Here is a 20,973-nt window from a genome sequence, read left to right on the forward strand (position 1 = left end):
AGTGAAATTTGATTTCTAAAATGGATAGTTTATTCCGATGTTGTAAACAGCGTTACTAAAATTGGTGTTTTTAAACCATCTTGCTCCTTCTCGCAGTGCAGGGTCGTGTGTTTTAAAACCGGTATCTAATCTAAACACAAAAAAACCAAAATCATAGCGCAATCCAAGGCCACTAGCTACTGCCAACTCTTTTAAGTCTGCGAGTCCGTCAAAACGGGATGCTGGATCTTCAATATTATCGAATGCATTCCAAATATTACCTGCGTCCACAAAAAATGCTCCTTTAAATGCCCCCAAAATTGTAAAACGATACTCCGCATTAAAAGCCAATTTAAAATTTGCTTCGTTAAAATCAAAAACACCGCCACTGCTACCTGGACCTAAATCATAAGGCCTCCAGCCCCTATTATCATTAGCACCTCCTGCAAAATAACTCCTAACAAAAGGGATGCTTTCACTATTTCCATAAGGAACCGCAATACCTCCAAAGGTTCTAATTGCAAGCACATTGTCTCCTGACAATTCCCAGTGCTTAATGTATTCAATCTCCCCTTTGCCATATTGAGAGAATATAACTCCTAAGGTTTCAATCTCGTCATCTTCATTTTTTTCTAAGCCTGCAAGATTTGAAATTCCTGAAAGTAAATTACCTGCCGACTCTATCTTCCATCGCAGCCTAGAGAAACTTTTATCAAAAATATTTTCTCTTGTATCTCTCGTCCAGACAAAGTTTGAAGCAAAAATAAGATTGTTCTCGGTAAGTCGCACCCCTCGTTCTAATTCACCTAACAATATATCGCCTTGTTCTTGATTAAGCGAATATGGATTGATATCTGAACCAAGTGTTTGTAGAAAAGAATTGATTCCGCTTGGAATTATGAGTTCAAGATCTCCATCGCCATTAATAAAATAATAGGTTGGATCTATTACTCCAGGATCTGAACTTTCAACGTCTTGGGCAATATCATTTACCTGATCAAAAGAATTTTGATAGATATTAAAGTAATTATCTGTATTCAGATTGTTGACATATGAAATGTTTATTAAATCAAAACTATTATGCCTAATTTTATTCGGTTTCCAATCATAATTAAAGGCGGTACTTAAAGTTTGCCGATCCAATCCAATATTGTTTTGAGCGCTAAATCCAATACTAATATTTGTGGTTGGCGACATGTATTTAGGGATATACCTCGTCGTATTAATAGGAAATAAAAATCTTGGGAATGCTAGTTTGAAATCCGTACCTAGTTCTGTAGTATTAAAAAAACTTTCATCATCTGAAGCATCTCTGGAGGAACCCACACTACCGCTACCAGAAATCTGTAAAATCTCCGCTCCTCTAAAAATATTTCTAAACAATACCGAACCACTAAAACCGAAACCTATTTGCTGAATTGTAGAAGTATACGTATCCAATTTCGCATCTAAAGTAACCCGTTTTCTAGGACTCAAAAATATAGTGCTAATCAATCCATTTCCTATAGAATCTCTAGGATCCTCTTCGTATGAAATATTTGGGTACTTAAATATCTTAAGATCTGTAATCTGATTGTAGGTTAGATTGCGATCTACATCTTTAAATATGGTGTTGGGAGTTATGGCAATTGCATCTATAATTGCTTTTGGTCTGTATTTTAACTTCTCATAACTATATAATGTATATCCATTGTACGAGACCGAATCCTGGAATTTATTTCCTTGATTCGCAAACGTATAATCTGTAACAATTTTGACCTCGTTTATTTTATGAATTTTAAAAGGCTCTGTACGCGTGGAGTCCCCTACCTCAATTTTCCTGTTAGGAATAATATAAACTATATTTGCCTTATGATCAGTCTTAACAGTGTCTGCCTCAAAATTTACATAATCTCTGTTAAAATAAAACAGTCCTGAATTTCGCAATTGGATGCTAAGACGTTCGCGTTCATTTTCAAAGTTAGTCGCTGCATATTGCACCCCTTCGTTTATGAATGTTTTATCCTTTGTGGCTTGAAAAATAGAGTCTACCACTGGAGAAGCAATCCGCTTTTGGATATTATCAACAACATATGGCCTGTGCCTAGTCACATTATATTTAATGGTTGCCCGTTTATCCTTAGTTTTGACTTTTGAAATCTCATAGGTAGCCTCAACATTAAACCATCCGCGCTTTGAGTACCACGCTTTAACGCGTTCTAAGGATTTGTCAGTTTTTTTCTTATCAATTATTACTGGGGCATCTCCAGATTTCTTAAGCCATTCGTTAAAACCTATATAAGTATTTCCCAATTCGTCCACTTGTTTTTTTGACAAAAACCGGATGAGTCCTTCTTCGCGCTTAGGCTTTCTGTGCAACCATTTGTAGTAGGTACTATCAGCTTGTTGATCTGCTAAGTTGTATATATAAAGTCCAGTAGAAATACCTAAGATTGGAACTTTAGGGTTTGAGCGTTGATATAATTGGCTAAAAACACCGCTTTCGGTAGTTTCCTTTCCGTCAATTACAATCGTATTTTCTGTTAACAGAAACTCATTCTCTGGCACGTTTTTTACGGCATTACAAGATGCTAAAAAAACAATAAATCCTAAAATTAATGATATTTTTGTGATGCGTTTGTTCAAGCGATGTGTTTAATAATTTCCGCCTTAAAGCGGAAATAACAGTTCAAAAATAGAATAAATTTGATAAGTAAAAGTCAAATAAAATTAATAACAAGTCTACATCAAAAAAAGCACCGAAATAACTCGGGTCTTTTTGTCGCCGAGGGACCTAAAGTTATCGCAGAGCTTATTTCTGAAAACTTAGTCTTACATAGTCTTTTTACGACGGAAAAAGTAAATAGTAGCAATGAAAATTACTATTCAATTTCTAAAGAAGAACTTCAAAAAATTAGCTTTCTAAAAACAGCTAATACATCCCTTGCTCTTTTTAAGATACCTGAAAGCTTCGCCAAAAATAAAAACGGAATTACCGTAGCACTTGATGCAGTTCGTGATCCTGGAAATTTAGGCACAATTATACGACTTTGTGATTGGTTTGGTGTTTCCCAATTGGTTTGCTCAGAAGACACTGTTGATTGCTATAATCCCAAAGTAATACAAGCTACTATGGGCTCTATAGCAAGAGTAGCAATTTTCTACACTTCTCTAAACAAATATCTAAAAGAAAGCAGTAGCCCAATTTTTGCAGCTATGATGGAAGGCGATATCGTTTATAAATCAAAACTACCTAATGACGCTATTCTACTTATGGGAAACGAAGCAAATGGTGTTTCTAAAGAAGTATTAAAATTGGCAACCCACGCTATTAGCATTCCACAATTTGGAAAAGGAAACCCAACAGAAAGTTTAAATGTAGCAACTGCAACCGCTATATTGTTAAGTGAGTTTAAAAGATTTACTGAAAGGTAAAATTAATAAACATACCTCTAGAATTAAGCATATTAATATTGCCAGTATACGGGCTTGTAGGACTGTTATCAGGAACCAACTCATTACTTGTTGCAAACACACCTCTAATTGAAGGGGAAAATTTGAAGAAAAACAAATAAAAATCTATCCCAACACCAAGTTCGTAATAATTAGTATAGGTAGTGGTTCTAAATTGACCAAAAGCATTGTCCTCAGGGTTGTTTTCGTTACTCGATAAATTGATAGACGTAGAAACACCGCCTATAATAAAGGGTTTCCAATTATTTAATCTTTTTGTTGAAATTTTAACCAGTAAAGGGATGTGGATATAGGTAGATTTAACTTCTCTTAAGATATCTTTTTCATCGAGAAAACCTGGAAATCTTAAATTTCGTTGTGTAAAATAAAGCCCTGGTTCAAGACGAAGATTAATGTATTTATTAATACGCATATCCCCAATTAACCCAACATTAAAACCTGTGGATGGTTCTACAATTACATCTGTATTTGCATTACCTAGCTCTTGATTATATTCAATTTTAAAATCATAACTATTAAATCCTAAGAAATATCCCCAAGTTAAAAATTTATTATCGAAAGTTTCAATATTCGCGAGACGCTCCCTACTAAATAGTTGTGCATTAACGGATTGTGCTAAAAATATAAATGCAAAAAAGATTACTATTTTTCTCATGCTCATTTTGTAGCAGTATAAATGGTTGCTACCCCAAAAGTTTGTGGCTTATTTTGTACTTCTATAAACCCAATTTTCTTCAAAATATTGTTGAGCGCTTCTCCATGAGGAAAAACCGAGGCACTTTCTGAAAGATATTTATAAGCCACTTTATCCTTACTAAACAACCTACCCACTAAAGGCAATACATTTTTACTATATAAATGATACCCTTGCTTAAAAGGGAATTTTGTTGGTACCGATGTTTCTAAAATCACAAATAATCCACCTTTTTTCAATACTCGCAAGATTTCGGCTAAACCCTTATCTAGATTCTCAAAGTTTCTAACACCAAAAGATACTGATATAACATCAAAACTTTCATCCTCAAATGGCAATGCTTCGCTATCACCTTGAACAAAAGATATTTTGTCATCAAGAGGAGTGTCTGCGACTTTTTTCTTTGCAACAGATAACATTCCAGAAGACAAATCTAATCCTACAATCTTAGTTGCTTGAATAGCATTTGCATATTGGATCGCCAGGTCTCCCGTGCCTGTAGCAATATCTAAAATGCGCTGCGGGTTTTTACTTGCAACCATTTTAACTACTTTCTTCCTCCATTTAATATCGCTCCCCAAAGATATAACCCGATTTAGCCCATCATAATGGCCTGAAATCGCATCAAACATTTGCTCAACTTGCTTCTTTTTGTTCAAAGAAGAATCTTTATAGGGTGTTATTTTTTTATTATTGCTCATTACGGATGTAAAAATACATGTTTTTAATGGTAGTACAAGTTTAGAAAAGAGGCAAAAAGAGGCAATTACTGTTGTGTCCTAATGCTAGCTCCCACTTGTTTTGTGTACCGATAAACATTATTAATTTTTGCATTTAAGATTTGGTAAGATTACCTTTATATATCTTAGCCTACTAAGCTTTAACAGCACATTATAATTTATATCAAATTGCTTTAAAAAGCTGCATCCCTTAAACAATCATGAAAGAGCAAGAAGCGTCTTTTATTATGTTTAAGACAAAACCAATTTTGTTAAAAATTGCTTCAAAACTTATTACATCTTGTATAATATGATGAAGTTATTATAATAGTTCTAGACTGCTCTTGTAGCGCAAAATTACTCGTGTAGTTTATTAAAATTTTATCCTGGCTCTTTCTCTGATCCACTTTCAAGTTTTATTAGTCCTTTGAAAGCTTCGTAAACAGTATTACCTTCATATAACACTTTGTACACTTCTCGTGAAATAGGCATATCTACATTATAATCTGCCGCAAGTTCCATGACTGCTTTGGTTGTTTTTACCCCCTCGGCAACTTCATTCATTTCTGCTATAATCTGATCCAAGCTTTTTCCTTGTCCTATTTGGAAACCCACATGATGATTTCTACTCTTCGCACTGCTGCATGTAGCCACCAGATCGCCCATACCAGCAAGACCTGCAAAAGTCCCTCGCTTTCCACCCATTGCGATTCCTAGTCGTGTGAGTTCAGAAAGCCCTCTTGTAATAAGAGCAGCCCTTGTATTATCTCCTGCATTCGCACCATCACCCATTCCTGTAGCGATTGCCATAATATTCTTTAAAGCACCGCCTAGTTCACAACCTATAACATCGTTATTCGTGTAAACTCTAAACACACCAGAATTAAAGATACCTTGCAATTTTTTAGCAATAGTTTGATCTACCATAGCAATAACTGCAGCGGCAGCTTGACCACTATGTATTTCTTTTGCAAGATTGGGTCCTGTGAGGACTCCAGAAGGATGACCAGGAAGTTCTTCTGCAATAATTTGTGTCATCCGCATCTTTGTCCCTAATTCGAGTCCTTTTGCCAAACTAATAATGGGAATCCAAGGTCTAATAAATGGTTTTGCCTCTCGTAAAACTTGTCTAAAATGTTGAGAAGGAATCCCCATTATCAAAACATCTGCGCCACCCACAGCTTCTTCCATAGAGGTTGTTGCCGCTAGTGATTTATGTAATAATGCACCTGGTAAATATTTTGTATTTGTGTGATGATTGTTTATTTCATCCACCGTTTTTTCATTACGAGCCCACAAAAGAGTTTCTGCATTTTTCGCTGTTAGAGAAGCTACCGTAGTTCCCCAAGAACCACCGCCCAATAATCCTACGTTCATTTTCATTTGATTCGTTTTTTTGGTTGTTGTATGTTAGTTATTTAATTCATCTAAATATAATTGTCGTACACCACTAATATGCTTGTCTATAGTTTTAATTTTCCATAAGCTGGTATCTACTGGGTCTAAGGCAACCACTTCAATATGGGTTGGACGGAGTGCTTTTGTTCCTTTTGGCATTGCTTTATATGCATTTTTGATCACAATAGGAATAATAGGAACTCCAGCTTGCATAGCGAGATGAAATGCTCCTTTTTTGAATGACCCTAATTCTGCCGACCCACTGCGGGTTCCTTCTGGTGCAATCACTACAGAAATTCCATTTCGCAAAGCTTCCACCGCTGGCTGCATGGCTTCAATCGCTTTTTCTTTGTTGCTACGGTCAATATAGATAGCTCCTAAGGCGGTAAAAATAGGCCCAATTGGCGACCGTTCTAACTCCTTCTTGGCAACTCCCGTAATGTTATTACGAACAAGTTTCATAAGTATGAAAAAATCAGCAGCACTTTGATGATTAAAACAGAATACCGCAGGCCTAAAGTCTGTAAGATTATGTTTTCCTTTAACCGAAATATCCAGCCCAGCAAGCTTTGTTCCAAGATCACCCACGCTCTTAAACGTTGTGTTTGCTGCTTCTTGCTTAGACATTGTCATTAAGCCATGAATAGCGCCTTTTAATGCTGAAGGATAAATACTAGCGATTGCCAAGCCCGTTCTTAAACCATTAACAACTGGCTTTTCAGTAGGTTCTTCAAAGCGGAGGATAGGCCAGTCATTTTCAAATGCTACTTGTGATAATGCATTATCAGGATTTGTGGCAATAGGATTCCCTACTAGTTTAAATAGCGGATAATCCTCGAAACTATCAGAATAGAAATAACTTTTTGAAAGGTCAATATCGTTTGCTTTCGCATGTTTACGAGCAGCTCTAGCTTTTCCTTCACCCCAGCACATTTCAGACACGCGGCCTGTAAATTTACCATTACGTAATTCCATTTTTGTCGCATACACATCGGTAATACCGAGTTCATGTGCGATAGGCATAATCTGGTAGGTCGTAGCTGCTGAAATGATCACCACTTTATGACCTTTCGCTATATGACTTGCAATGAGTTTTCGTGATTCGGGATAAATCGTTGTAACTAGATGATCATCAAATACCTCCTGACCTAAATCCACAAAAGCTTTTTCAGAAATCCCCTTAACGCCTAATGCAGCAATTTTTGTCAAAATCTCAAAATCTCGATTTCCAAAGGAGAATGCCAGTGCAGTCATAAACTGTGTCAAATATTCTTTTATGGTAGTTTTACCACTAAATAAACGAGTAGTCATAAACTTCTTAGCCGAAAAGTCGTTAATCAGCGTGCGATCCATATCAAAATACGCTGTGATATGGGACCCTTCCTCCATTACCTCTTGTTTACCTCTAGCTCCTTTGTTAGATTCAGGAACTAAGGTTTCTTGTTTTGCTAATTGCTCTAGTACTTTAATACTAGGATCTATTTCAATAGATTTCAAATAAGCAAGACGATTGGTTAAATCATCAAGCTGTATCATCCATTTATCTAAAGCTTTGAAATTTATTTTCTTGTTATTAGGAGTTAATTTTGCGTTTTCAGCAAAACGGAATGCATTTTCAAGAAACGGAATTGAAACACTATCTAATCGCGTAATGCGTGTTTGCCAATGTAGTTCTTTGCCTTTAAATGCGCAAAGTTCTAAGAATTCAGTTTTTTTCAATTCATCATCTTCATCCCAATTGTTGAGGGTATGACAAACAACTTTATTAGCTTCAAGGTAAGTAAGAAGCAACGCTCTTGAAACGAACAAGCTCTGATCTATTAGTAGTTCAGAGAGATCCTTCTTAGGGTCACTAATAATTGCGCGCCAGTTTTTATTAAACCTGTTTAACTCGTTTTCAATTTCACTACTAAACCTCGCTTTATTTGTATAGAAAAATTCAAATTTAAAAAGATTCCTAAGTTCCATGATTTCTTCCCAAAAATGTACAATACGATTTTTAGAAGTGTCATCTTTTACTTTAACTAGTGCCATTTCAATAAACGCAGCGTGGTATAAATGCCCTGCTGCCATATTTGCATAATAACTTGCAGGTAAATACTCCCTAGCACTTAAACTATACTGAGCTCGCTGACCAGCACGACTCTTTTGAACAATACCCGCCCCCTGTAATAAATTTAATGCTTTCTGGATACTAACAGCAATAGGGTTTCCACGATCAAGCAAGATATTTTCACGCTTATCACCTATGTATTTCATAAGCTTATTGACCTTAAACTCGATCTCCTTTTTAGTAAGCGCAAAGTCATTTAATAACACGTGGCACACTAAAGAAACACTGGTTACGGGTGTAATCATCGAGGCCTGGTTAATCAACTCAAAAGCGAAGCGAGGTAAAGAATTGTTATCTTTATAATTACTTTCCTCCAGTTGTGGAACCACGACACTATTAGTATCGCCCATCTCGACGGGGTCTCCAAAACGGATGGCTGCACGTCCAAAATCATTTCCTAAACTCCTAATATAATTGAGTCCTTCTTGAACGTTTTCTGCTTTTTTCTTATTCGTTCCTTTTGCCTGCTCTGTCATTTCTTTGACATCAGGAATTAAATCGTAGACAATAGAAACAGGGACATATTTAATTTCCTTGGAACTTTGCTTTTCAGCATCCATGATATATTTTAAAATTCCCATTTGTGGATGAAGAATTTTTCCTGTTCTTGAGCGTGTTCCTTCAATATTCCACGTTAAGTGATCACCAGCGTCAATAATTGTTGAAATATAGTGACGTAGTGCTGCCTTATAAATTTGGTTGTCCTTAAAACTTCTGCGTATAAAAATAAGTCCAGCGTTGTTTCCCAGTTGTTTCAATCCAGGAAATGCGAGGTTTTTACCACCAAATGAATAAGGAACGGGCATCCCGTATCTGGCCAAAGTGGAAATTAATACAAGGGTGTCTAAATAGGTCTTGTGCGTCATAATAAACGCCACAGAATTTTTACGCATTAACTTCATCAATTTCTTGATTCCGCTAGGATCTACGTCAATTTTTTCTTGATATGCTCTTGACAGAATATAATCAAAGCCTCGCACAGCAAGCATCTTAGTAATGGGTTGCTGCTGGGCATATAATTCTTTTATATAGGCATATGCTTCTTTCTGAACTTGTTTATAGTCCATCTTTTGCTCTTTAGCAATGCGTTTAAGTGTCTGTTTAAATTTTGGGTGGTTGATTATCTCTTCCATGGATTATGATGACTGCACTAGATTAGACTTTTTTTTTAAAAAATTCCATTTTTTACTGCTCCAGTAAAATGGATATAATATTCGCTCAATATAGGGTGTAGAATCTTTAATTATGATTCCGTTAATGTTTGCACTTAAGGCATTTGCCGTAATCATTAGTACGCTAGCATTTGCTCCTAATCCTGAATGACTCCCAAAAACTTGAATGTTTTTTATTCCTTTGCGATATGATTCTGCTTCCATACAATGTTTCCAGGGCACGAGACCGTCTGTTTTTGTATAAATACACGTAACAGGGACCTCTGGAATAGGCTCTAATTCATGTAAAAAACGTTTATTTCGCTCTTTTAAAGATTTTCCTTGGAAAAACTCTAGAACTCCATAAACAGGCGTTTTCATATCCATTACACCCCATACCGGAGATGCAATTGTAATGATCTGCTCTACTTGATTAGGATGCCTATTTGCCATTATTTTAGCAAATATACCACCACCACTCCATCCCACAATACTCACTTTTTCTTTATGCTTCTCGTAAATATCGTCTAATTTTTCTTCAAGGCGTGGAATATAATGTGATTTTACCATGTTGAATCCCAGCTCCCATTTGTAGGTTTTAAAGCCTAAAGATTCGAGGTATCTGCGTACAAACGACGTAGAATAATCGTCCCCCAAATATGGAGGAATCAACAATACTGGACGGCCATTTCCTTCAACACGCTTAGGAATAAATGGATAGATTGCATAGATAGAAGTCCATTCTAAAAGCGACCTTGTTTCTAGCAACATATTATATAATGGAGGCTTCGGAATTTTTTGATTAATTAAAGAGATTTCCTCTCTAAATTTAAACACGATGTCTTGTGCAAGCTGACTTTGTCTTAAAGATGGGTTTTCTCCTATCTCATTTGCTATACTTTCAAGAATCATTAAAAGCGTGATATACTCACGACTTGGCCCTAATTCGTCACAAATACGAATACATTCATTAAATAGAAATTTGAAGTCTTCAACATCTGTTTCTTCTATATTTTTAAGCGAAGTGAGCAGTAGTTCAGCGTGTGGATGCAAGACATAACTCTTTTCTAAAACCAGTTTAGTTTCAAAAATACTAAGTCCATTGAGGCGACCTAGGGACATTGCAAATTGTGTAAATGTAATATATAATTGATTTTTAACTTCCATAAATTAATTGGGGATGTTTACATTGAGCCATTTCATAATATCCTCTTCTACTTCTTTACTGTTCTTTTCATTAAGCATTTCATGGCGCCCTCCTTCGTATAACAGAAATGTTAAATTGTCATTGCCGTTATTTTTATAATTTTGAACAACTTTAGTGACACCAACGCCCATATCACCAACAGGATCTTTATCTCCTGAAAATACTAGGATTGGGATCTTATTTGGAGTATTTTCAAAAGCTGCTTTTTTGTTTAGTTTACTCAAATTAGACACAAAATCTTCAAATATACCTATAGAAAAGTTCTCGATTCTATAAGGATCTGCTTCAAAAGCATCTACCACAGCGTTGTCTGAACTTATCCAATCGAGCTTGGTCCTATTGGGTTTAAACTTCTCGTTTAATTTATCGAAAAAGTAGGATCTCAATGTTTCATTTCCGCGTTCGCGACCTCTAAAAGCACTTACTGCTTTTGTAGCAATAAGCCCAATATTACCAAGTCCTTTTATAAAATTTGCCGTTCCAGATAGGATTAAGGCGTCAATTTCGTCACCATAAGTAAGCACGTATTTCCTGCTCATTAACGATCCCATACTGTGACCAAAAAGCACGCATTTACTCTCTGGATATTCACTTTTCATTAATAGACTCAGCGTATGCATATCTGCCACAACATCATCAAAGTATTCATCACCATCATAGTGGCCATACATTTGTTTAATTTCAGCTGTTTTGCCGTGAGCGCGATGGTCATTTGCATACACTACAAATCCTTCTTGCTGGAAACGATGTGCAATGTGATCGTATCTTCCTGCGTGCTCACCTAATCCATGGGCAATTTGCATAATACCTCGTAAGGGGACTTCCTTAGGAAGTTCCCATTTATAATAACAAATTTCTTCGCCATCAGTAGCCGTGAATGTGTATGTATTAAAATGCATCGATTATTTTTCTAAAAAGGCCTTCAATAAATTAGTGAACTTATTTTTATTTGCAACAGACCCTGTCATTAGGATTCGCTGCTGAATTTTTAGCTCGTCAAGTAATAAATTACCTTTGTACAATGCGTATAAATTTGCATCCTCAATCTCAATAAGCGTTGCGGGATCTAAGTTTTTAGTTTTCTTAACTATAACCGAATCTTCTGCTAGGATAATTTCCCAACATTCCGCCGTAACTCCCATATCAACGGTAATATGATAGAGACCTGCATATTTTTTTGCAAGTACATTTTCTTTTTTATAAAAGCGCTTTAGTGCATTAAAAAAGGCAGTACTCTTACTTTTTTCTTTTGCTGCTGTTTTATCAGCTGCTGTTTTCTTTTTAGAAGCTTTGTTAATTAGCTTCTCTAAATCGTTTGCAGATTCACGAATATATTTTGAAAACTTATCAGCATCTGGCATCGTCTTAGCGTCTGATGTTGTCGTTATAGTAATAGCACCATTATAACTAAAAGCTGCAATGATAAGCCCAAAACCGTCTACTACTGGCGTAAGGCCAAACATAGAAACTACTTTATGTCCATTTAGGTATAGTAGATTTCTGGGTCCAGGAACATTGGTAATTGTCACATTAAATGGAGGCCTGTGTAAATCCTTAATATTGTATTTACTGTACAATCCAGCCATAAGATTTGCCAGTCCAAAAGGAACAGCATCTGCCATTTTAGATAATGTTTTAGCTCCCAATTTATTATGACGGGATTTCCCAAGCATCGTTTGTTCTTGGATGTATTCTAGTCGTTCAAGCGGATCTTCAATATGCGTTGCTAATTGAATCATCATATTAGCAATCTTATTTCCAGTGGATTTGTCATCTACATTTCTTATAGAAATAGGAACATTGGCCACTAAGGGCTGTAATGGTAATTTTTCTCTTTCCTGCAGATAGCGACGAATACCGCCAGCACAGATAGCTAGGATAATATCATTAATGCTTCCACCGGAAAGTTTTCGAAGGTTATTAACGCGATCGAAGGATAAAATAGCCGTACCCCAAGTTCTTTTTGCTGAAATAGTACCATTAAAAATAGTAATGGGAACAGGATAACGTGCCGCGGCAAATTCCTTTTGAATACTCATTGATTTTGACGCCTTGTTTTTTACAAAAGTAAAAGCCGTTTCTAAAATTGTCTTAGGAATTTTAAACGGATTCTTCAAAAACCCGTAACCACTTTTAAGCAATAAACTAATATCATCCGGCAATGGATCAGGCTCAAAACTCTTTGGATTTGGTGGTTTAACATCCTTTGGTGTTTTTTCATTATCAAACAAAACACCCATCAATCCCACACCAGATTTACCATCAATCATCACGTGATGCACCTTACTAACAATGGCGACAGAACCTTTAGGCACTTGCGCTATTTCGTCAATCCCCTCTATAAAATGAATAGACCATAAAGGACGGCGTAAATCTAACGGTGCGCTAAAAATACTCGATGTCATATCACGTAAGGTTCTCCAGTTAGAAGGATCTGGCAATTTAGATCTATGCAAATGAAGGTCGATATCAAAGTTAGGATCGTTTACCCAATACGGGTAATCGAGATCCATAGGAACACGCTTTAAACGTTGTCTAAATTTAGGAATCAGGTGCATTTTAGAGGATACTGATTCTTTGAAATCTTCAAAATTAATTGATCCTTCAACAATGCTAAGCGTTGCAATATGCATAGGACTCGTAGGAGATTCAGCATACAAAAATGCCGCATCATAACCAGAAATTTGCTTAATGGAACCATCCATTGCGTCTTGTACAATATCCTTTATATCTAATTTAGTTGCCATGTAATAATATAATTTGTCAGTTCCCGTGATGACGGGAATCTCATTTTGGTTAGTTTATTATTTTAAATATTTCTCGTAATTTCTAATTTTTATATTCTTTGCTTTCAAGTCAAACATTAAACTGAATAGTCCAAAAAAGGTGCGGTTCATATAAATAATATGTCTCGAACCTCTATTACCATTAAGGTCTCTAATATTTGTATCTTTCATATAGCGCTCTCCTAATGATGAAATTTCATCAAAGAATGTCTCGTCAGAAAAATCGAAAGTGTCGTGTTGAAAAGGCGCTGTGAATAATTCTAAAACTTCATAAAACATTTTAGTGAAAAACACCAAATCCTCTTCTGTATCATCATCTTTTAAAACCTCAAGTCCAACAAGGTTTTTCTTGAAGTTTTCAGGATCATTAATCACTTCCATTTTAAATAACTCAAAGTATGGATTGTAGAAATCGTCTGGAATCTCCTTCATACATCCAAAATCCAGTGCTATTAATTCTTTTTCCTCGCTCACTAAAAAGTTTCCAGGATGGGGATCTGCGTGTACTTTTTTCAAAACATGCAGCTGGTACATATAAAAATCCCAAAGCGCTTGCCCTATTTTTGTGGCTGATGTTTCTTCCGTATTGATGGTCGTAAATTCAGACAAATGAATTCCTGTCATCCAGTCCATTGTTAAAATTTGGCTCGAAGAATATTCTGGGTAGTACTTAGGAAATTTTAAATAGGGAATATGGTTACAAGCTTTTTCAACTGTTTGACTTTGCTCTAACTCTAAGACATAATTGGTTTCCTCAATCAATTTATCCTCCACTTCCTTAAAATACAAATCTGAATGTTCTCCTTTTATATTGAACATCTTCATTGCGATGGGCTTCACAATAGCGAGGTCACTCTGTATGCTATGTGCCACTCCTGGGTACTGAATTTTTACGGCGAACATTTTTCCATCTTTTTCAGCTCGGTGCACTTGACCTATACTAGCAGCATTTACTGCTTCTGAATTAAAGGTGTCAAAAATTTGATCTGGGAATTTTCCAAAGGATTTTTTAAAAGTTTTCAAAACCAAAGGAGCAGAAAGCGGTGGTACCGAAAATTGTGAGAGCGAGAATTTTTCAACAAATGCCTTGGGCATTATGTTTTTCTCCATACTCATCATCTGTGCCATTTTAAGAGCACTCCCTTTTAATGTTTTTAGGCTGTCGTAGATATCAGTAGCATTGTTTTCATTCAATCGCCCTTTTGCCTCCTCTTCTGGGTTCACCAATTTATCACCAAAATATTTTAAATAATTTACACCCACTTTGGCTCCTGTAGTAACAAGTTTTGAGGCTCTATGAATTTTAGATAATGGGATGTTTTTTGCTGTTTTCATTTTTGGGCTTATGATTTAAATTTTTCTGAATACAGAAATTTCCCGAGGTCAATGATGTTGTATAATGATTGCGTATTTAAAAGCTCTACACTCGTATTGATGGATTTTTCAATAAAAATATCTGTCTTTTCGCAGTCCTCGGAATCATCTCCTGTCCAGAATTTTATAGTAAGCAAAAGTTGTACCCAAGCACTTTCTCTTATAGACTTTTTCTGAATACTTTCTAAGGTTTCAATAGACAGGCTTAGTGTTTCTAATTGGAGGCTATCTATAAAAGAGGTGACGCTTTTCTTAAGTCCTGAAAACAAAGAAAGAGCACTCCAAGTAGTGCCATAACTATCTATAGTCAACAATATAAATTCTCTATTAAGCGTAAGATTTTCAAAAAATGTATAATAAAGACTAAGTAATTTATCTTTCTTACTAAAAGATACAAAGTCTGCGCTTTCTGCCAAGGTGACAACGGAGGTATCAAAAAGAATTTTAATAATTTCTTGATCTAATGACTCAAAGCTATCAAAATGATTGTAAAATTCTTCTTCCTTAAATGTATGATTTTTGGCAAAACCTTCAATAGATTCTGGCTTCCCCTGTATTAAAACCACCGCATCCATATAGAGGTCGATGATGTGGGCTGCTGTTATCGTTTTCTTTTTTGCCATTATTTTTGTTGCGCGCTCGCTTAAGGGTTAAGATATTTCCTAAGAAAATGGGAAGGTTAAAAATAACGAATTTACGCTTGTTTATCAATACATACTTCCTTAAAATAAAAAACCGAGATGCATCATAAGATACAACTCGGCTTTCACTTAAAAACTAATTAAACTCAAAAATTATGCAACCAATTTTTTGAAACGTTTTTTACTGTTCTTTAGCTGTCCTTTTATAGATACAAGTGTTTCAAAAACTAAATCTTGTTGATTTGCTGCTAATTTAAGACCACCTTTTAAAGCTTTGTCAGCTACGGTTTGCCATTGTGCAGTTACTGCGATAGTTTCTGTTACTGCAGTTTCAGTTGTGTTTAGAGCAAACTCATTCGCTTTAATCACCATAGATTTTGTAGTATTCATTGCCTTAGAAACCTTCTCTTTTGCTGTGTTTTTTATTGTCTTTTTCATAATATAATGTATTAAGAATTTTTAAATTTTAATTATGCAGTTCTGTAACGAGCTACCCAAACTTTAAGAGCTTCTTCCCCTTTTTCTGCACCAACCACAGCTTGTTTTTTCCAATCTGAAGTATCTGTGTTTTTAAAGATAGGTCCTGCTTCTTCCAAAATTGCTTCTATTTTTACTTCCTCAGTTTTTGCTAATTCTGCGTAAGTGTTGATTCCGTTTTTATTAAAAACATCTTCTAATTTAGGTCCAATTCCATAAACGATTTTAAGATCGTCTTTAGCAGAAGTTTTGATGGTTTTCTTAGTTTCCGTTTTTACAGCGGCTACTTTCTCTTTTCCTACTTCTTTAATTTCAGCCACTTTCTTAGCACTTTCAGTTTTAACCTCAGTTACAATCGCTTTGGCAGTTTCTTTAACTGCTTCCACTTTTTTAGCGGTAGTCTTTTTAGCTGTTGCTACTTTTTTAGTCGTTGTTTTACGAGCTGTTTTTACTTTCGCAGCACCTTTAGCCATTACCTTCTTAGTAGTCTTCTTAGGAGTTTTAGCTTCTTCAACTAACGCTTCTCCTTTTTGAAGAGCTTTCTTAGCCTGCTCTAAAACATCTTCTTTAACATCATTAAATTTCGCGATGCTCATCTTTTTGATGCCGTCAGTAGTTTTTTCAACTTTCTTAACAACTGGGTTTGATGTTACTTTATCAACAATACCTTCGGCTACACTAATTACTTTTTTGCTTACTGGATTCTTAGTTGCGAAGTTTAAAGCTTTTTCTACTACAGAAGCATCATAACCTACAAGATCCATCATTCTACCGCTTCCTGTAGTCACTTGTTTTTTCACAGCAGATGCTGTTTCAAAAACCATATTAATTTGCTTCGTTCTAACCGGCTCAGACTTCTTGATTAATTTAGAGGCTAATTTTTGCCATTTTTCACCATTCTCAACTGTTGTGTTGATAGCTGCCATAGATGCGTTTATCAATCCACTATTAATCGTTGAAGCTTTTTTTGTTGCTTTTTTAGTTACTGTCTTTGCTTTTGCTTTAGTTGCCATTTTGTATATATTTTATTGTTGTGTTATTAATTATGATGCAAACATACAATCTGCGAGTTACAGATGAGTTGCAGATTTTTGATGCTGAATTATTTACGAGTTACTTTTTTCTTTAAACCCTCTAGTAAATCAAAAACTAAATCTTGTTGTGCTGCAGAAATTTGTAAACCTCTTTTGATAATTTTACCACTAAAACCGATACATTTTTCAGTCATAGAAAATGAAGTCATAAATGCTTTTTCTGTCGTGTTCAATGCAAAATTATTTGCCTTTGTTGCTAATCCTAATAAAGTTGAAGTTGCTGTTTCTACGATCGTTGTATTTGCTTTTTTAGTTGCCATTATAATGTGTTTATTTTAATTATACTGCAAACATACAATGTGTGAGTTACAGCTGAGTTGCAGTTAAAATAGGATATTGTTTAATCCTTTCAATTTTAATTACGATACAAACGTACTATCCCCGAGTTACAGATGAGTTACAGAATTGAGGTTTGAACTAAAAAAAGAATAGTAGAATTGAAAAAACCCATTATAAATGGGTGCTTCGGGAGTATAAAATAATTTATTTTTTTTGAATTTCAGATTAAAAGAAAAATAGTGAGTGTTTTTTTAGTAGAAATTCATTGCTGGGGATTCAATTGATATATTAGCATAATAACGAAAACCTCAAGCAATCATCTCGATCTCCCGCAAAAGACTCTTGGTAGCTGGCAGCGGCGAAATCCCGAATTCTTCATCTAAAACATCAGCGCACTTTTGATAGGTCTTTAAAGCTTGTGGTCTATTGCCTTTTGCAATATAAGCTTGCATTTGTATGCGATAAGCATCTTCCCAGGTTGCATCTATGGCGATGGCCTGTTGCGCGAGACGTACACTTTCCATTGGATTCGCGGTGACCAATAATTCAGCTAAATTGACGAGCGCTCCCAAAATTAAAGTTCTTACTTTTTCACGTTCTTCTGAAGACCAGTCTTCAAAAATACGGTTGGGCAAATATGCTCCTTCATACAGTTTTATAGCCTCTTTATAAGCTTCTTTTGCAATGGTATCGTTTGCCCCTAAGGCTTCATTACCAATAATGATATATTTCTCAATGCAGTCTACATCAATCCAGATTTCATTTAAATTCAATTGATAGGTAACACCTTGCCGCTCTAAATAAACAGGTTCCGTTCGCGAAGGCCTGTTTGGTTCCAATACTTTATTTACCCCGTGCAATGCCACTTTAAAATCACGGTCATCCCCCTCCTCCCAAAGGTGCTCCATAATATGTTCTTTATGCAATGCACGTCTTTTTCGGTAAGAAATTAAATATTGTATAAGTTGCAGCGTTTTATCGCGGCCCCATTCCTTGGAGCTTACTTTTTTAGCATCGCGCCACAATGTAAACTGTCCTAAGGTTTGAAACTTAATGGGAGCGGTTTCTTCAAAGTTTTTTAGAATCGCTAATTGCGCAACAAGGTCTGACATTAATTAATTTTATTTTTTAGAAGTTTTTGCTTTTACCGTTGTTTTTTTAACGCCTGCTATTGCCTTTTTCACAGGTGTTTTTCGCTTTGCAACAGCTTTTTTTAGTGGAATAGCTTCACCCACCGCATCTAATTTTTTTGATAATATAGCAACCGAAACTGCAAGCGAACTCAAGGATTGTTTAATCTCCTGGAAGTCAGATTTTGAAGCATTTCGCCATTGATCAATCGGAACTTTTTCTAAAAGTTCTTCTCCATATTCACTTATTTGGTCTTGAAAATAAGCTACTTGTTTACGTGGGTCCTTTAAGGTGTCTTTTAATAATTTAGGGCCGGTAGCAGCAAAGGTCTTGAAGAGCGAAAGACTTTTACTCAGTATCCCGTCTTGTTCCTCTGTAGATTTATGTTTCGTAGCCTCTATAGTAAGTTCTGCGAGATGCGTTTGTATAAAGGTTACGGCATCATTAAAATCTGTAAAATTTTTATCATCTCCTCCTTGCACATGAGAAACATTACCTCGCCATTGTACTTTAGACTCGCCATTTTCATCATAAATTTTTTGGTTAAAGCGTACCATAAAAGATGCTGTTTGTGTTGCTTTTTTTGTCATAAATCACTTTATTTTAAATTGGAAAGTTTTATTTTCTGAACTTTAAAGATACTGATAAATCTTTTTCTTAAGTTTTGGAAGCTATTAATTATATCGAAATACATTTAAAATAAAGAAAACGTATTAAACATTGTAACGTCCCTCTAAACCGCTGCGCTCGCTACCTTCAATTAAATCACCATTTAATTTTGCTAATCTTTAAAAGAAGAATTTTAGCCCCTCCCCTTTGAAAGACAAATTGAGAGGGGATTTTTTTCCGAAAGCTCATTCAAATATCATCTAAAATAAAAAATTTACTTTAATAACTTCCTAATAAATTTCAACTACTATGCACGCATAATAAATCAAAATCTTCTAATTTAGCATAGGATAATAGGAAACCACCTAAAATAGCCTTGAATTATGAATGAAGATTTTATCATTGCTTTAGACCAAGGTACTACAAGTACTCGAAGCATCCTTTTTGATGTGGAAGGAAACATCGTGAAAATATCTCAAAAAAAACTCACCCAATATTATCCAAAATCTGGATGGGTAGAGCACGACCCACTCGAAATTATTCAGCACCAGCGAGAAACCTTGGAAAATTTATTTACTGAGACTGATATTCATCCTAACCAAGTAAAAGCTATTGGCATCACAAACCAACGTGAAACCACTGTCGTTTGGGATAAAAACACGGGTAAACCTATCTATAACGCCATCGTTTGGCTAGACAATAGAAGTAAATCGTATTGTGAAGAATTAAAAAATAAAGGATTAGAAAACTATGTACAAGAGAATACAGGGCTGGTGATTGACGCTTATTTCTCTGCAACGAAACTACATTGGATATTAAATAACGTCTTAGGAGCAAAGGAAAAAGCAGCAGCCGGCGACTTGCTTTTCGGAACAATAGACAGTTGGCTCATCTATAATTTAACCGAAGATAAAAAACACGTAACAGACCATTCCAATGCCTCCCGAACCATGCTGTATAATTGTAAAGAACTGCAATGGGATGCACATTTATTAAATCAATTTGGGGTGCCAAAATCAATGTTACCTGTAGTTCAAACTTCGTCTTCTAATTTTGGTAATGTGGTGGTAAAAGGAGTTTCTATTCCTATTTATGGGGTTGGGGGCGACCAACAGGCAGCTTTATTTGGTCATGGCGGCTTCAAACCTGGTATTGCAAAAAACACGTATGGTACTGGTTGCTTTATGTTACTCAATACAGGTGAGAAGTTTGTGTCTTTAAAAAATGGACTGTTAACCACGATTGCTTGTAGTCTTCCTGATGAACCTATTAATTACGCCTTAGAAGGCAGCATATTTATTGGAGGTGCTTCCATACAATGGCTGCGGAATAAACTCCAGATAATTAATGAAGCTACCGAAACTGAAGCGATTTGTAACAGCATTCCACCGTTGGAAGATGTCTATGTAGTTCCTGCTTTTGCTGGTCTAGGAGCTCCTTATTGGGATGCAAAAGCAAAAGGTGCTATCTATGGTTTGACCTTAGATACTGGCAAAGCCGAAATCATAAAAGGTACCCTTGATGCCTTGGCATACCAAACCAAAGATGTATTACTAGCGATGCAAAAAGAGGAAGGTATTGAACTAAAAAAATTACAAGTAGATGGGGGTGCAAGCGCCAATAACTATTTGATGCAATTTCAGGCAGATATACTTAATGTTCCTGTAGAAAAACCAAAAATGATTGAAGTTACTGCCTTAGGCGCTGCATTTCTAGCAGGTTTAAAAGCTGGTGTTTGGAAAAAGGAAGACATCAATAAATTAAATAAAACCGAAACCACCTATCTCCCAAATATGGATGAGGAACTTCGGGTTAAAAAATATTCAGGTTGGCTAGACGCCGTTGAAAGAACTAGAGTTGATTATTAA

General features: G+C 35.6%; 17 protein-coding genes. 2 read left to right on the forward strand and 15 right to left on the reverse strand.

The window, feature by feature from the left end:
- Positions 1–15 precede the first annotated feature (15 nt).
- The gene (locus tag ABXT67_RS02180) at positions 16–2,604 is read right to left on the reverse strand and encodes a BamA/TamA family outer membrane protein (RefSeq protein WP_415375656.1); all 2,589 of its coding nucleotides are present in this window, start codon (positions 2,602–2,604) and stop codon (positions 16–18) included.
- A 60-nt stretch (positions 2,605–2,664) separates the two neighbouring features.
- Here ABXT67_RS02180 and ABXT67_RS02185 point away from each other — a divergent pair, with 60 nt between their 5' ends.
- Positions 2,665–3,393, forward strand: a complete 729-nt coding sequence (locus ABXT67_RS02185; RefSeq protein WP_415375657.1) for a TrmH family RNA methyltransferase — start codon at positions 2,665–2,667, stop codon at positions 3,391–3,393.
- On the opposite strand, the gene ABXT67_RS02190 is transcribed toward ABXT67_RS02185, so the two are convergent.
- From ABXT67_RS02190 to ABXT67_RS02255, 14 genes are all read right to left on the reverse strand, one after another.
- Entirely contained in the window at positions 3,380–4,087 is a 708-nt protein-coding gene (locus tag ABXT67_RS02190; RefSeq protein ID WP_415375658.1) for a porin family protein, read from the reverse strand. The two genes, ABXT67_RS02185 and ABXT67_RS02190, sit on opposite strands and share 14 nt — an antisense overlap.
- Before the next feature lie 2 nt (positions 4,088–4,089).
- Entirely contained in the window at positions 4,090–4,827 is a 738-nt protein-coding gene (gene ubiE, locus ABXT67_RS02195) for a bifunctional demethylmenaquinone methyltransferase/2-methoxy-6-polyprenyl-1,4-benzoquinol methylase UbiE (RefSeq protein ID WP_415375659.1), read from the reverse strand.
- 399 nt (positions 4,828–5,226) lie between these two features.
- Positions 5,227–6,228 (reverse strand): NAD(P)H-dependent glycerol-3-phosphate dehydrogenase, encoded by a 1,002-nt coding sequence (locus ABXT67_RS02200; protein WP_415375660.1) that lies wholly within the window; start codon positions 6,226–6,228, stop codon positions 5,227–5,229.
- Between the two features lie 27 nt (positions 6,229–6,255).
- A complete protein-coding gene (locus tag ABXT67_RS02205) occupies positions 6,256–9,423 on the reverse strand; it encodes an HAD-IB family hydrolase (protein ID WP_415375661.1) in 3,168 nt (1,055 codons plus the stop codon).
- A gap of 69 nt (positions 9,424–9,492) precedes the next feature.
- Positions 9,493–10,674: an esterase/lipase family protein gene (locus ABXT67_RS02210; RefSeq protein ID WP_415375662.1), complete on the reverse strand. Its 1,182-nt coding sequence runs from the start codon at positions 10,672–10,674 to the stop codon at positions 9,493–9,495.
- A gap of 3 nt (positions 10,675–10,677) precedes the next feature.
- Positions 10,678–11,613, reverse strand: coding sequence for a lysophospholipase (locus tag ABXT67_RS02215; protein ID WP_415375663.1), 936 nt, complete (start codon positions 11,611–11,613; stop codon positions 10,678–10,680).
- Positions 11,614–11,616: 3 nt separating this feature from the next.
- Positions 11,617–13,461, reverse strand: coding sequence for a WS/DGAT/MGAT family O-acyltransferase (locus tag ABXT67_RS02220; protein ID WP_415375664.1), 1,845 nt, complete (start codon positions 13,459–13,461; stop codon positions 11,617–11,619).
- Positions 13,462–13,518: 57 nt separating this feature from the next.
- Positions 13,519–14,835, reverse strand: a complete 1,317-nt coding sequence (locus ABXT67_RS02225; RefSeq protein ID WP_415375665.1) for an ABC1 kinase family protein — start codon at positions 14,833–14,835, stop codon at positions 13,519–13,521.
- An 8-nt stretch (positions 14,836–14,843) separates the two neighbouring features.
- Positions 14,844–15,497, reverse strand: a complete 654-nt coding sequence (locus ABXT67_RS02230) for a TetR family transcriptional regulator C-terminal domain-containing protein (protein ID WP_415375666.1) — start codon at positions 15,495–15,497, stop codon at positions 14,844–14,846.
- 171 nt (positions 15,498–15,668) lie between these two features.
- On the reverse strand, positions 15,669–15,953 hold the full coding sequence (locus ABXT67_RS02235; protein ID WP_415375667.1) for a hypothetical protein: 285 nt from the start codon (positions 15,951–15,953) through the stop codon (positions 15,669–15,671).
- Positions 15,954–15,985: 32 nt separating this feature from the next.
- Positions 15,986–17,005 (reverse strand): hypothetical protein, encoded by a 1,020-nt coding sequence (locus ABXT67_RS02240; RefSeq protein WP_415375668.1) that lies wholly within the window; start codon positions 17,003–17,005, stop codon positions 15,986–15,988.
- 89 nt (positions 17,006–17,094) lie between these two features.
- Positions 17,095–17,346, reverse strand: coding sequence for a hypothetical protein (locus ABXT67_RS02245; RefSeq protein WP_415375669.1), 252 nt, complete (start codon positions 17,344–17,346; stop codon positions 17,095–17,097).
- 327 nt (positions 17,347–17,673) lie between these two features.
- Positions 17,674–18,477 (reverse strand): AfsR/SARP family transcriptional regulator, encoded by an 804-nt coding sequence (locus ABXT67_RS02250; RefSeq protein ID WP_415375670.1) that lies wholly within the window; start codon positions 18,475–18,477, stop codon positions 17,674–17,676.
- Positions 18,478–18,486: 9 nt separating this feature from the next.
- Positions 18,487–19,086, reverse strand: coding sequence for a hypothetical protein (locus ABXT67_RS02255; RefSeq protein WP_415375671.1), 600 nt, complete (start codon positions 19,084–19,086; stop codon positions 18,487–18,489).
- A gap of 402 nt (positions 19,087–19,488) precedes the next feature.
- On the opposite strand from ABXT67_RS02255, the gene glpK reads away from it, so the two are divergent.
- Positions 19,489–20,973, forward strand: a complete 1,485-nt coding sequence (glpK, locus tag ABXT67_RS02260) for a glycerol kinase GlpK (RefSeq protein ID WP_415375672.1) — start codon at positions 19,489–19,491, stop codon at positions 20,971–20,973.

Source organism: Patiriisocius sp. Uisw_017 (genome assembly GCF_047731265.1).
In the GTDB taxonomy this organism is placed as follows: Bacteria; Bacteroidota; Bacteroidia; order Flavobacteriales; family Flavobacteriaceae; genus Patiriisocius.